Annotated in this window: 13 protein-coding genes and 1 tRNA gene; 10 read left to right on the forward strand and 4 right to left on the reverse strand. The window is 46.9% G+C overall.

Going from position 1 to position 13,270, the window contains the following annotated elements; translation table 11 throughout:
* Window positions 1-38 precede the first annotated feature (38 nt).
* A complete protein-coding gene (locus AKN87_RS00395; RefSeq protein ID WP_053102147.1) occupies window positions 39-989 on the forward strand; it encodes a Nudix family hydrolase in 951 nt (316 codons plus the stop codon).
* On the opposite strand, the gene AKN87_RS00400 is transcribed toward AKN87_RS00395, so the two are convergent.
* Together AKN87_RS00400 and AKN87_RS00405 are read right to left on the reverse strand one after the other, a co-directional pair.
* Window positions 984-1,568, reverse strand: coding sequence for a cob(I)yrinic acid a,c-diamide adenosyltransferase (locus AKN87_RS00400; protein WP_053101512.1), 585 nt, complete (start codon window positions 1,566-1,568; stop codon window positions 984-986). The two genes, AKN87_RS00395 and AKN87_RS00400, sit on opposite strands and share 6 nt — an antisense overlap.
* Before the next feature lie 31 nt (window positions 1,569-1,599).
* On the reverse strand, window positions 1,600-2,517 hold the full coding sequence (locus AKN87_RS00405; protein ID WP_064496057.1) for a 2-dehydropantoate 2-reductase: 918 nt from the start codon (window positions 2,515-2,517) through the stop codon (window positions 1,600-1,602).
* A gap of 135 nt (window positions 2,518-2,652) precedes the next feature.
* On the opposite strand from AKN87_RS00405, the gene AKN87_RS00410 reads away from it, so the two are divergent.
* The gene (locus AKN87_RS00410; protein WP_053101514.1) at window positions 2,653-3,132 is read left to right on the forward strand and encodes a YajQ family cyclic di-GMP-binding protein; all 480 of its coding nucleotides are present in this window, start codon (window positions 2,653-2,655) and stop codon (window positions 3,130-3,132) included.
* 327 nt (window positions 3,133-3,459) lie between these two features.
* Here the strand turns inward: AKN87_RS00410 and AKN87_RS00415 are convergent, their stop codons facing one another.
* On the reverse strand, window positions 3,460-4,731 hold the full coding sequence (locus AKN87_RS00415) for a GIY-YIG nuclease family protein (RefSeq protein ID WP_053102148.1): 1,272 nt from the start codon (window positions 4,729-4,731) through the stop codon (window positions 3,460-3,462).
* A 264-nt stretch (window positions 4,732-4,995) separates the two neighbouring features.
* A tRNA-Leu gene (locus tag AKN87_RS00420) sits at window positions 4,996-5,082 on the reverse strand.
* A gap of 173 nt (window positions 5,083-5,255) precedes the next feature.
* Between AKN87_RS00420 and rnr the strand changes: the two genes are divergently transcribed.
* The 8 genes from rnr (at window position 5,256) to AKN87_RS00460 (ending at window position 13,268) form a co-directional block, all read left to right on the forward strand.
* Window positions 5,256-7,778 carry a ribonuclease R gene (rnr, locus tag AKN87_RS00425; protein ID WP_053102149.1) on the forward strand — a complete coding sequence of 841 codons (2,523 nt, stop codon included), beginning with the start codon at window positions 5,256-5,258 and terminating at the stop codon, window positions 7,776-7,778.
* A 7-nt stretch (window positions 7,779-7,785) separates the two neighbouring features.
* On the forward strand, window positions 7,786-8,529 hold the full coding sequence (gene rlmB / locus AKN87_RS00430; protein ID WP_053101515.1) for a 23S rRNA (guanosine(2251)-2'-O)-methyltransferase RlmB: 744 nt from the start codon (window positions 7,786-7,788) through the stop codon (window positions 8,527-8,529).
* 147 nt (window positions 8,530-8,676) lie between these two features.
* Window positions 8,677-9,102: a 30S ribosomal protein S6 gene (rpsF, locus tag AKN87_RS00435; RefSeq protein ID WP_053101516.1), complete on the forward strand. Its 426-nt coding sequence runs from the start codon at window positions 8,677-8,679 to the stop codon at window positions 9,100-9,102.
* 28 nt (window positions 9,103-9,130) lie between these two features.
* Entirely contained in the window at window positions 9,131-9,361 is a 231-nt protein-coding gene (gene rpsR, locus AKN87_RS00440) for a 30S ribosomal protein S18 (protein ID WP_053101517.1), read from the forward strand.
* 28 nt (window positions 9,362-9,389) lie between these two features.
* On the forward strand, window positions 9,390-10,250 hold the full coding sequence (locus AKN87_RS00445) for a YybS family protein (protein WP_053102150.1): 861 nt from the start codon (window positions 9,390-9,392) through the stop codon (window positions 10,248-10,250).
* Window positions 10,251-10,295: 45 nt separating this feature from the next.
* Complete coding sequence (gene rplI / locus AKN87_RS00450) at window positions 10,296-10,742, forward strand: 50S ribosomal protein L9 (RefSeq protein WP_053101519.1); 447 nt, start codon at window positions 10,296-10,298, stop codon at window positions 10,740-10,742.
* 152 nt (window positions 10,743-10,894) lie between these two features.
* Window positions 10,895-12,283: a replicative DNA helicase gene (gene dnaB / locus AKN87_RS00455; protein ID WP_053101520.1), complete on the forward strand. Its 1,389-nt coding sequence runs from the start codon at window positions 10,895-10,897 to the stop codon at window positions 12,281-12,283.
* Window positions 12,284-12,407: 124 nt separating this feature from the next.
* Window positions 12,408-13,268, forward strand: coding sequence for a DMT family transporter (locus AKN87_RS00460; protein WP_053101521.1), 861 nt, complete (start codon window positions 12,408-12,410; stop codon window positions 13,266-13,268).
* Window positions 13,269-13,270: the final 2 nt, after the last annotated feature.

The following is a 13,270-nucleotide window of genomic DNA, read 5'->3' on the forward strand; positions in this document are numbered from 1 at the left end:
GAGCTGCCCTTTTTGTTGGATCACTATAGGTAAAGGCAATGGCAAAGCCAGAAGTACAGGTCGCAGTCGGGGTTATTCGTAATGCGCAGCAGCAAGTGTTGTTAGCACTTAGGCCAAGTAATAAGCATCAGGGTGGATTATGGGAGTTTCCGGGCGGTAAGTTGGATCCAGGCGAGGAGGCGATCGATGCACTCAAGCGTGAGTTGTATGAAGAATTATCGATCACTGTGACGCAATGTGAGCCGCTGATTAATTTGCGCTATCACTATCCAGATTTGACCGTAGTGTTAGCGGTCTGGCAGGTAACAGGCTTTACAGGTGAGGCTGTGGGGGCAGAAGGTCAGCCGATTCGCTGGGTAGAACCTAGCCAGCTACAGGATTATTCGTTTCCAGCGGCTAATCAACCGATTCTACGAGCATTACAATTACCGAGGCAGTATTGGATTACCCCTGATCTTCCTGTGGCGCAATTGTTAGAAGGGTTGGCAGTGGCGATTGAGCGGGGCGCGGCTTTAATTCAATTGCGAGCACCGAGCTTGGCAATTGCCGATTATCAGGCATTGGCACAGCAGGTGATTGCGCGCTGGCCAACGGTACAGTGGATGCTAAAGCACCCAGAGCAACTCACCATAGCGCCTTCGGCAAACGTAGGTTTTCATTTAACCGCTACTGAATTGCTGCAATTAACCCCAGCACAGCGTGCGAGTTTAGCGGGAGGATGGCTGGCAGCTTCGTGTCATAACTTAATAGAAGTTGAGCAGGCACAGCAGTTGCAGGTAGATTTTATTACCTTATCACCGGTTGCCCCTACGGCTAGTCATCCTGAGCAAGCGGCCCTTGGCTGGTCGCAGGCCACTCATTTAACTGCTCAAGCGAATTGTCCGGTGTATTGGTTAGGCGGTTTAGCGCCGACTCAACAAGCAGAAGTTTTGATCGCTGGCGGCCAAGGGATTGCGGCTATTCGCGGGTTTTGGCCTAACGCTTTATGACTTATTAGGCGCTGGCGCTGCCTGCCATAGCACCTCGCTAATGGTTTGACGTTTAGCGATCACTCGAGCGGCGACAAATAATAAGTCAGAGAGGCGGTTCAGGTAAATTAATAGCTCACTGCGCAAGGGTTCGAGTTGGTGCAGGGTGATTGCGCGCCGTTCAGCACTACGAGCGGCGCTGCGACATAAATGGGCTTGGGCGATAGCAATAGAGCCACCGGGTAAAATAAAATCAGTCAGTGGACCTACTTCGCTATTCCAGTGATCAATCAACTGCTCAATCCGCTGAATTTCATGGCTGTCTAGCGCCTGATACTCAGGCATGGCCAGTTCGCCGCCGAGATCAAATAATCGATGTTGGCATAGACTTAAATCGGCACTGACTCCAGTAAGTGCTGGGTGAGTGCTGTGGGTTGTCGATAATTCCGCCAACAGCAAACCTAAATGGCAGTTAAGTGTATCTACTTCACCGATTGCCTCTATCCGTGCATGGTTTTTCGCCACGCGGCGTCCATCGGCTAGCCCAGTGTCTCCGTTATCGCCCGTACGCGTATATATTTTACTTAAACGATAGCCCATGGTGTACTCCTAAGGGATAAATAGAGTATAGCTAATATGCCAGTTGCTCAATTAAGGCATGATGTAGTGCGTTGAGGTGGGGTGCGGCAAGCTGTTGGCTGCGGGCATAATGGCAGGCAAAGCCAGTAATAAACTCGGCTTCTGTTGGGCGTTGTTGTTGTACATCTTGCAGCATCGAGGAGGTATTGTTGGCGGTTTGCTCAATTACTTGCCAAATCAACTGGTGCAGTTGATTGGGTTGCAGCGGCACCTCAGCTTGTTTAAGCAGTAGGGTTAGTTCAGGAATCAAGGCGTTCACTTGGCTAGCCTGTTGACGTAGCTCACCATTGCGGCACTGATGTAAAACAGTTAACGGATTAATCGCACAGTTAACTGCTAATTTAAGCCACAGGGCGTGCCAAATTTGGGGATTCCATTGATTATGAATCCCGGCTACTTGCCAAAGCTCAAGCCAGTGTGGGGCTGCTTGCCCTAAGTGGTTTAAATCGCCTAGTTGAGTTAAGCCTTGCCCTGCCCAAGTCACTTGAAAGGGGGCGGTTAGATAAGCGCCATCGGTGGTTGAGGCGGCTATTATGCGCTGCTTGGAATAACGCTGAATGATTGCTTGTTGGCTGCCTAAGCCATTTTGCAGCAAAATAATACAGGCATTTTCCGCTAAGCGTGAAGCAATTGAATCAATTGCAGTTAATGCATCGTACGCTTTGCAGGCCACAATTAAGTGGGTGATAGGCGTTTGGCTTGTATCAGCTAGCTCCGCTGTGAGGGCGAGTGACTGGCAAGTGTGCTGGGTGGTTAATTGCACTTGGCCTGGAAATGCTTGCAGTCGTTCAGCTGAGCGTAAAATAAGATGCACCGACTGCTTTACTTGTGCGAGGCGGGCCGCCCATAAGCAGCCCAAGCTGCCGGCCCCTAAAATATGCCAATGGATGGTGGAAACGCCAGTATTCATAATTAAAGCCAGCTAGTGCTTTGCACCCCTAAAGCCAGAGAGTTGGCTATAATGACGCAAACCTGCACCGCTGTCAGCAGCTCGCTGGAGTGGCTCGGTCAGCACAACGCATTAAAGATGGATTGAGGAGGGGCTATGCCTTCGTTTGATATTGTTTCTGAACTAGATAAACACGAACTACAAAACGCAATGGACAATGCTGCTAAAGAGCTTGAGCGCCGTTACGACCTTAAAGATAAAGCACAAATTGAGTTTAAAGATAAAACCGCCACTCTGACTGCAGATGCCGATTTTATGCTGGATCAACTGGTAGAAATTATTAAGCTGGCGCTAACTAAGCGTAAAATTGATATTGACTGCATGGAAGTCAAAGAAGCCTACGCCTCAGGCAAGGTGATGAAACAAGAAGTCACCATGAAAGAGGGGATTGATAAAGAAATGGCTAAAAAAATTGTGGCGCGGATCAAAGAAGCCAAGCTAAAGGTGCAAGCAGCGATTCAGGGTGAGCAGGTGCGGGTTACAGGTAAAAAGCGCGATGATTTACAAGAAGTGATCGCATTTTTACGTGGCGAGTCCTTTGGTTTGCCGCTGCAATTTAATAATTTTAGAGACTAGTTTGATTCTCGGTTCGTAAGTTGTGTTTATTTTTGGCTTAAAGGTTTACCTAGTGCTTTTAGAGAAAATATAAGTTATGGACTTACTTTCTAGCTTGTTAAATATCTAGGCTGTAAATACAGTAAGAGCTCTGACTAATATTGTATGGGAGCGGACGAAAATCCGCTCCAGCAACTGGAGTAAAAGCTTGTATTTATTGTCAGCAGTATATGAAAATAATCCGCTTTCAAAGAGGGCTGTATTATAACTGAGCAGTTAATTATGGCTGTGTGAAGTTGGCTGAGAGATTGCAGGAGCGATTTAATCTATTCGTAATCTCGTTAAACGCTATGCGGGAGTTAGAGGCGTTAGCAGATCTTTAGCATCCAATAAGATTTTGAAAGTATCTTTATCTAAACTAGGCAGTGGAAGTTGTGCAAGAGTTCGTGCTTCTATGAGTGTGCTAGCGCTTCCCATATAGCGCCACTCTTTCACTACATGTAAGATTGCTTGTTCTGCAATTACTGCTCCTCCAGTAAAAGGCCAATCTAAGTTTGGAAGTTTTGCTAAAGATTTTAGCAGTTGCTGATTAAATTCATTCGCGGCATGAGCACCAATACATGCTCCTTGACAGCGTTTTAGCTGTCGATCAAAGCAAGGGTTACCTAGTTGGCCGCTAGTTAGACCTAGAGTTTGTTGACAGAGACCGGTATTCAATAATGTTTTTTTCAGTGCTTGAGTTGCTTCACGCTTAGTGTTAAATAACCCATAAAAACCAAGAAACGTTGCAGAGTTGTTAGTGGGTGTGTGGCTGACTAGATGTAATTTATAGTAATCGGGTGATGCTTCTAATGCCCAGCTAAATAAGCACTTACTGGAGCGCAGTCTTCGGTTAAGCGTAGGTTTTAAAGCTTTAATTAGGCGAGCTTCGGTCAATAGAGCATCCAACTCTCCTTGGCATTTAATTATTTCTATGCGTTTTGCCTGCAAGCTTAAGGTCATTTCTTTGGCTAGTCGATGATCACTAGAGAAGTGGGCGCGTAAACGTTTTTTAACGTTATTGCTTTTACCGATGTAGATGGGGAGTTGATTAATACCATAAATCAGGTAAACACCAAAACTATCGTACATATTGCTCCAGTCTAAATCCTGTAAAGCAGGAGGAATGCTAGATTGCCTAATCATTACCAGTGAGTCTTCAACTAGTTGATTGGGTAGTGTATTTTGTAATTTTTGCCAGCATTGCAGTAGTGCAAGTGCGCGTTGTTCACAGGTTGCATTAGAGAGTAGCTTGGGTGGGACTTGCTCTAGTTTTCTAAATAATTTAGTAAGGCATAACACGCTAAAGCGACAGTTAAGAGCTAGAGGCTTAAAGCTATTTTTGAGAAAGCTAGATACCCAGCGGCCATGTAGAGATACTACAATATGCTCATCTAAGAAAGCTGCTATTTCTGTTAATTGCTCAGGTTTAGAGTAACTCAGTAACCATAACTGGCTAGTAATTTCTCCATTTGCTAAGCGGTAGGCGGCTACTTCTTGTAGCTCGCACTTTTGTGTATGAGGTCCCGAAGTTTTAATACTAATAAAAACTAATGCTTTACGTAGTTTTGCATAAGTCATAAGCTTTCTCTTCAGCAGTTTGAAAAGATTTCATTGTGTTACGGCAGTAAAAAATAGCTTAAAGTTCAGTAATTGGATGAGGTGGTTGCGCTAGGGGCAGCCTTTCGAAAGGAGACTAAAGTCGCGGTTGAAGTCTTTTAAGATACTTTGGGTGATAGAGCTTAACTCAAACAGGTGTACAGATCGATGGTCTGAGCTTAATGCTTTATTTTGCTTGGCTTTAGCTGTGTGAGGGGTGTGTTGCGTGATGTTGCATTGTTGGAATGGTGCCCAGGAGAAGACTCGAACTTCCACGACCGTAAGGTCACTAGCACCTGAAGCTAGCGTGTCTACCAATTTCACCACCTGGGCTTGTTCATTACTTTAAGTTGTAACTTGAACGGCGCACAATATAATTCTGCAACAGCACTTTGTAAACCCTTTTCTGATAAAAAACTGCAGTAAAGCAATTTATTCAGTTAACTAGGGTCTGATTGTGGCTTAATAACAAAAACATAACGCTTAGCAGGGCTAGGCGCTTTTACATGAAAGGTGAATATAATTTGAAAGCCGATTGGCAAACTCTGGATCCAGAGGCCGCGCGTGAAGCGGAAAAATACGAAAACCCTATTCCTAGTCGGGAATTAATTTTACAGCATCTAGCTGATCGTGGTGCGCCGGCAAACCGTGAACAGTTATGCGCTGAGTTTGGTTTAACCAGTGAAGAAGATATTGAAGCCTTGCGCCGTCGCTTACGTGCGATGGAACGTGATGCGCAAGTGGTCTATACCCGTCGTGGTGCCTATGCGCCGGTAGATAAATTAGATTTAGTGTTGGGCCGAGTGAGTGGCCACCGAGATGGCTTTGGCTTTTTAATCCCCGATGAAGAAGGGGAAGATTTATTTTTAAGCCCTACTCAGATGCGCCTCGTATTTGATGGAGATCGAGCGTTAGCCCGAGTAGTGGGTGTTGATCGTAAAGGTCGCCGAGAAGGGGCGATTGCTGAAGTGGTGCAACGAGCGCATAGTACGTTGGTCGGGCGTTATAACGAAGAGAATGGCATTGGCTTTGTAGTGCCAGACAATAGCCGCATGCAGCAAGAAATTCTGATTAGCCCAGGCCGCAGCAATCAAGCAGAGGTTGGGCAATTAGTTGAGGTGGAAATTACACACTGGCCAACCTCTCGATTCCAAGCTCAAGGAAATGTGACTGAGGTATTAGGCGATTACATGGCGCCAGGCATGGAAATTGAAGTGGCTTTGCGCAATTACGATATTCCACATGAGTGGCCGAAGGCGGTGTTGGCAGAAATTCGTAAGTTTAAAGATCAGGTGAGCGCGCGCGATATCGCCAAGCGTGTGGACTTGCGCCATTTGCCGTTAGTGACAATTGATGGTGAGGATGCCCGAGATTTTGATGATGCAGTGTACTGTGAGGCGCGTGCTGATGATGGACGCGCGGCAGGCGGTGGCTGGACTTTATATGTGGCCATTGCTGATGTCTCGCATTACGTTAAGCTTGACTCGGCGCTAGATAAAGAGGCCCAGGAACGAGGTAACTCGGTCTATTTCCCAGAGCAAGTGATCCCTATGCTGCCAGAGGTATTATCTAATGGCTTATGCTCACTGAACCCCTTGGTGGATCGTTTGGCGATTGTCTGTGAGGTGGCTATTTCACGGGCCGGAAAAATGCTGGATTATCAGTTCTATGAAGCGGTGATTCAGTCTCAGGCCCGCTTGACCTATACCGAAGTGAGTCATTTCTTGGAGCGGCCACGTTCTGCTGAGGCAGCGCAGTTTGTGCAACAGCATGCAGTGGCTGTGGAGCCTGTGACGCAGCTGTATGCACTGTATAAAGCATTGATTAAGCAGCGTCAGGTGCGTGGAGCGATTGACTTTGATACTCGCGAAACACGCATCATTTTTGGTGATGATCGGAAAATTCAACAAATCGTCCCGACCGAGCGTAATCATGCTCACCGCTTGATTGAAGAATGCATGCTGTGTGCGAACGTGGCGATGGCTAACTTTTTACAAGATCATAAGCTGCCTGGCTTATATCGGGTGCATGATAGTCCGCCGGAGGAAAAGCTAGAAAAGCTCCGAGGCTTTTTAGGCACCTTGGGTTTAGAGCTTAATAAAGGTAAAGGGGCACCTACACCTAAAGATTACTTAGCGCTGCTTGAGAAAATTCAAGGCCGTGCGGACTTTCAGTTGATCCAAACTGTGATGTTGCGTTCGCTAAGTCAGGCCGATTATCGCCCCGATTGCTTAGGCCACTTTGGCCTAAATTACGAAGCTTATACCCACTTTACTTCGCCGATTCGGCGCTATGCAGATTTAATTAATCACCGTGCAGTGCGTAGTGTGATCCGCTCGCGGCGAGCCAGTGAGCATGTGCAACGGGTCGGTGCCAGCAGCTTAGTTAAAGCCACCATTTACCCGTACGATGATGCTCAGCTAGACGGTATTGGTGAGCATGTTTCCGCCACTGAGCGGCGCGCCGACGAGGCTACGCGGGACGTGATGAACTGGTTAAAATGCGAATACATGCTGGATCGAGTCGGTGACAGCTTTGCCGGGATTGTAACTGCGGTGACAGGCTTTGGCTTATTTGTTGAGCTGCAAGATATTTACGTAGAAGGATTGGTGCATATCACCGCGTTACCGGGTGATTACTATCAGTTTGATCCCTTGTATCACCGATTAACCGGCGAGCGTACGGGGCGCAGCTTTAGATTAGGTGATGCGATTAATGTGCAGGTAGCACGGGTGGATGTTGATGAGCGCAAGATCGACTTTGAAATGACTGAAGTAACCAGCGCCAGTAAAGCAAAAACTCAGCCTAAGCGTAATACATCGGTGGCCTCAGAGCCTGCACAGCCTAGTGCAAAGGTACGCGCTAAACCTGCGAAGCAAAAAATAGTGGTAAAAGATCGTAAGGCGGTGAAGTCGGAAGTGTTAACGCGTAAGCCGAGCACTAAATCTGGAGCTAAAGAGCAATCAGGTAGTCCGGCTAATGACAAGCGAGGCGTGCGTAAGCGTCCGGTTAAAAAACAGAGTAAGTGATGAATTCATGAGTGATTTAGAAAAGATTTACGGCATCCATGCAGTGGAAGCTTTGTTGCGCCATCACCCTAAGCGGGTCAAGCAGCTGCTGATTGCTGAGGGGCGTAATGAGCAAGGCGTACAAGCGATTTTGCAGCTAGCAAGAAATGAGCGAGTCGCAACGCAGCAGTGCAGCCGTCAAGAGATTGATGAGCAAGCAGGAGATGTGGTGCATCAAGGCGTGATGGCGTGGGTAAGCCCAAGTCAGGTATGGAGTGAGCAAATGCTGGAAACCTTGCTTGAACAGCAAGAAACGCCTGCTTTGCTCTTAGTGTTGGACGGGGTAACTGATCCACATAACCTTGGCGCTTGTATTCGTACTGCTGATGCAGCCGGAGTGCTGGCAGTGATTGTGCCTAAAGATAAGTCGGCAACGTTAAATGCTACGGTGCGTAAAGTGGCCTGCGGCGCGGCAGAAGTGATGCCGCTAGTCAGTGTAACTAATCTTGCACGCACCTTAGAAAAGCTGCGCCAACAAGGTTTTTGGGTGGTGGGTACTGCTGGTGAAGCTGAACAAACTCTCTATCAGCAAGACTTAACAGGCAATAAAGTGCTGGTGATGGGCGCTGAAGGTAAGGGTATGCGCCGCTTAACTCGCGAGCACTGCGACTTTTTAGTTAAACTACCAATGGCTGGCAGCGTCAGTAGTCTTAACGTTTCGGTGGCCACTGGGGTGTGTTTATTTGAAGCTCAGCGCCAACGTCATCAATAGCAAGGCTTGCTTGTTAAGTCGACTGCGCGTATAATTTTGCGCCTTGCAACTTGCTAAAAATGCGTTTTTACAGGTGGCAAATTTAACGAGTTTATCTCTCCTTGCCTGACTGGAGGGTCCAGCAGGCTTCATCCGTAAGGAGCAACTATGCGTCATTACGAAATTGTATTTCTGGTCCACCCAGATCAGAGCGAACAAGTCGGTGGCATGGTAGAGCGTTATACCAAGCTGATCGAAGAAGATGGTGGTAAAGTTCACCGTCTAGAAGACTGGGGTCGTCGTCAACTGGCTTACCCAATCGATGACTTACACAAAGCACACTACATTTTATTAAACGTAGAGTGCAGCGCAGCTGCATTAGCCGAGCTAGAAGATAGCTTCCGCTACAATGATGCTGTATTGCGTAACCTAATTATTCGTCGTGACGAAGCCGTTACAGAGCAATCTGAAATGCTAAAAGCTGAAGAAAGCCGTAATGAGCGTCGTGAGCGCCGTGAGCGTCCTGAAACTGCCGACAACGCTGATGATGAAGATGACAGCGAAGACGACAGCGAAGAAGACGCTGACGAGTAATTCCCGAGTCTATTGAGGAGCCACAGTCATGGCACGTTTTTTCCGTCGTCGCAAGTTCTGCCGTTTTACAGCTGAAGGCGTGACCGAGATCGATTACAAAGATCTAAATACTTTAAAAGCTTATGTATCTGAAACTGGCAAGATTGTTCCTAGCCGTATCACTGGTACTAAAGCAAAATATCAGCGTCAACTAGCAACCGCTATTAAGCGCGCGCGTTACTTGGCTCTGCTGCCCTACACCGACAGCCACGGCCGTTGATACTAGGTTAGATTAGGTAAGGATAAACATGCGCGCTTTTGCAGAACTAGTAATGCGAAGTCGCATGCACGCAATTATTATAATTGTGTTGATGATGGCTGCACCTATGTTGTTTTGGTTAGGTGCAGCTGCTGCAAGTTTAGTGTTAATGCGACGCGGTCTCCAGCAAGCTGCTCAAATAGTGTTATGGGGGGCTTTGCCAGGTGTAGTTTGGGCTAGTGTGGGTGACCCACGGGCTATCGCGGTGTATGTCATCAGCTTATTGATGGCCTATGTGTTGCGACAAACGGTATCGCTAGGCGCCGCATTAGGTGCTGGACTGGTAGCGGGAACAGTAGGCGCGGTGTTGCTTGCAGGGGTTTACCCTGAGCCCATTGAGCAGTTAGCGGCTAAGCTTTCTGAGTTTATGCCACAAATGCTGGGTGGGATGTACGAGCAGCTATCAGCGACTGAGCAGCAACATTTAACTAGCTTAATTATTCCGGTATTAACTGGACTCTTTGCTACGGTAATGTTGTGGGTGTCGGTGCTGTCGTTAACGTTAGCGCGTTATTGGCAAGCTGCACTGTACAATCCGGGTGGATTTGCTGCTGAATTTAGGTCATTTCGATTGTCACCTAAGTTTGCCATTCCATTAGTGCTGGCGATGTTTTTTGCTCCCAATATGGGTGTGGCTGCAGCGATGCTGACGCCACTATGTAGTGTGCCATTAGCCTTTGCAGGTGTGGCCTTGATCCATGGCTGGGTAGCAAAACGTGGCTTAAGTAAGTTTGCTTTAGTGACGTTTTACATCGTGCTGTTTTTGTTTATGCAGTTTGTTTATCCCTTGCTGGTAATTTTAGCCTTGGGCGATAGCCTGTTTGATTTTCGTCGGGTGCGTTCACGTTAGCGCCAGGCGAACGGTGAAAGTTGAAACTAAAGAGGTAAGACTCAAATGGAAGTCATCCTGTTAGAAAAAGTTGCTAATTTGGGCGACCTAGGTGACAAAGTAAATGTTAAGGCTGGTTACGGCCGTAACTTCTTGTTACCACAAGGTAAAGCAACCCCAGCTACCGCTGAAAACGTTGCTGCGTTTGAAGCGCGTCGCGCTGAATTAGAAAAAGCAGCTGCTGAAAAGCGTGCTGCTGCTGAAGCTCGTGCAGCTCAGCTCAATGAGTTAGAAGTTACTATCACTGCGAATACCGGTGAGGAAGGTAAACTATTTGGTTCTATCGGTACTCAAGACATCGCTGATGCATTAACTGCGTCAGGTGTTGAAGTAGTGAAGAGCGAAGTTCGTTTACCAAATGGTACTATCCGTCAGACCGGTGAGTACGACGTTACGTTGAACTTGCACACTGATGTTGAAGCAACCATTAAGTTAATCGTTGTTGCAGGCTAATTAGTTCACTAATTGTTTGCAAGATTAACCGCAAAGGGCACATTTTCTTAGAAAGTGTGCCCTTTGTTGTTTCTACAGATTCTTCGTTACACTAGATGATTTAAAAATAGCTGATGATTTTTAAGTCATTTATGACCTTAGGTAGCCTATTTATGCAGCAAGATACGCTTTCTGTCCCATTGGATTTAGAAACCAGTGCTCTGAAAACCCCACCTCACTCAATTGAAGCCGAGCAAGCCGTGCTTGGTGGTTTGATGCAAAATAATAATGCTTGGGAGCGGGTTTTAGACTTGGTTTCAGCCGGTGATTTTTATCGTTACGATCATCGTTTAATTTTTCGTGCGATTGAGCGACTGGCAGAAAAAAATAGCCCCTTTGATATGGTGACTTTGGCTGATGATTTAGAAGTCAGTGGTGAGCTAGAAAAAATTGGTGGCCTAGCTTATTTGGGCGAGCTTGTTACTAATACCCCCTCGGTTGCTAATATTCGTGCCTACTCAGAGATTATTCGTGAGCGGGCCACGCTGCGCGAACTGATTAAGATCAGTGGTGAGATTGCCGATAGTGCCTACTTGCCTAAAGGGCGGGCCGGTAACGAAATTTTGGATGAAGCTGAGCGTAAAATTTTCCAAATTGCTGAGTCGCGGCCCAAAGTGGGTGGGGCTATTGGCGTTAGCGAACTGTTAAGCAGCACGCTGAATACGATTGATACTTTGCGTCAGTCGAAAGGCGGCTTAACTGGACTGACAACCGGTTTTAATGACCTTAATGATAAAACCAGTGGCCTGCAAAAAGGTGATTTAATTATTGTGGCGGGGCGTCCTTCCATGGGTAAAACCACCTTTGCTATGAATCTAGTCGAAAATGCGTTATTAGAAAGCGACAAAGCAGTGATTGTGTACTCGTTAGAAATGCCGGCTGAATCACTGATGATGCGGATGATTTCCTCGTTAGGAAAAATTAACCAAACTAAAGTCCGTACTGGGCAGCTAGAAGGTGATGAGTGGGATCGTTTAGGAGTAGCAGTAAGTAAAATTCAGAATAAAAAGCTGTTTATCGATGATACAGCAGGTATTAGCCCATCAGAAATGCGTGCCCGTACGCGCCGCTTAGCTCGGGAGCATGGTGAGATAGGCTTGATCATGATTGACTATCTGCAGTTGATGCAAATTGCTGGAAGCAGTGGTGATAACCGGACCAATGAAATCTCAGAGATTTCTCGCTCCTTAAAAGCGTTAGCCAAAGAGTTTGATTGCCCAGTGGTGGCGCTGTCCCAGCTTAACCGCGCCTTAGAGCAGCGGCCTAACAAGCGTCCAGTTAACTCAGACTTGCGTGAGTCAGGGGCGATTGAGCAGGATGCTGACGTGATTATGTTTGTTTATCGCGACGAGGTGTACCACCCTGAAACAGAGCATAAAGGGGTGGCAGAGATTATTATCGGTAAGCAACGAAATGGTCCCATTGGTACGGTGCGTCTAGCATTCTTAGGCCAATACACACGTTTCGAATCACTGGCTAATCATTACCCAGATTACGACTAATGAGTTGTAGCCGCTGACTAGTCAGGGCTGAAAGCTAGCAGCGGCTAAGCGATAGCCTGCAATTTAACAAAGTTTCCGCTATTATAGTTAGCTTGCTAACTAATACACTCAACATGGAATTTTCATGAATAACCCTGTAATAGGCATTTTATTTATTTTGTGCGCGGGTGCCTTGCTGGCGACCCATGATGGTTTTTCTAAGTATTTAACGGCCATTTATCCTTTAGCGCTCGTGGTTTGGCTGCGTTATACGGTCCAGACAGTGCTGATGATTATCTTGTTTGGGCCCAAGATGAAGCTCGATTTAGTGCGTACTAAGCGGCCTTGGCTACAACTGCTGCGTGGCCTGTGCTTGCTGGGTATTAGCGGTTTGTTTATTGGTGGTCTGCGCTATATCCCGCTAGCTGAAGCAACTGCGGTAATGTTTTTAGCGCCTTTGATTGTTACGGTGTTATCGGCAATTTTTTTAAAGGAGCAGATTTCGCTCGGGCAGTGGGTGGCTGTCGTGATTGGTTTGTGCGGTGTGCTCTTGGTGGTAAGGCCAGGTGGGGCATTATTTACTTGGGCTATTTTAATGCCGGTCGCGGCTTCGTTTTGTTTTGGTAGTTATCAGCTGATTGCGAGACGTTTGGCTTCTTTTGATCATACGGTCACTAGTAACTTTTTATCGGGGCTAATTGGCACCATTGCTTTAACCGTGATAATGCCTTTTGTTAGCGTCGAAGTGCAGCCCGCAGGTTGGGATCTGTTGTTTTTACTGATTTTAGGAGCCCTTGGCATGGTCGCGCATATGCTGCTAACCATTGCGCTTAAATATGCGTCAGCGGCAACCTTAGCGCCTTTCACTTACGGGCAGATTATTTTTGCCGCGTTGATTGGTGTATTTGCTTTTGATCAGTCGCCGGACTTATTGGCTTGGGGCGGGGTGGCCATTATCATTGGTAGCGGTATTTTAGTGGCTTGGCTGCAGCGCCGTAATGCTTAATA

Source organism: Thiopseudomonas alkaliphila, from assembly GCF_001267175.1.
GTDB lineage: Bacteria > Pseudomonadota > Gammaproteobacteria > Pseudomonadales > Pseudomonadaceae > Oblitimonas > Oblitimonas alkaliphila.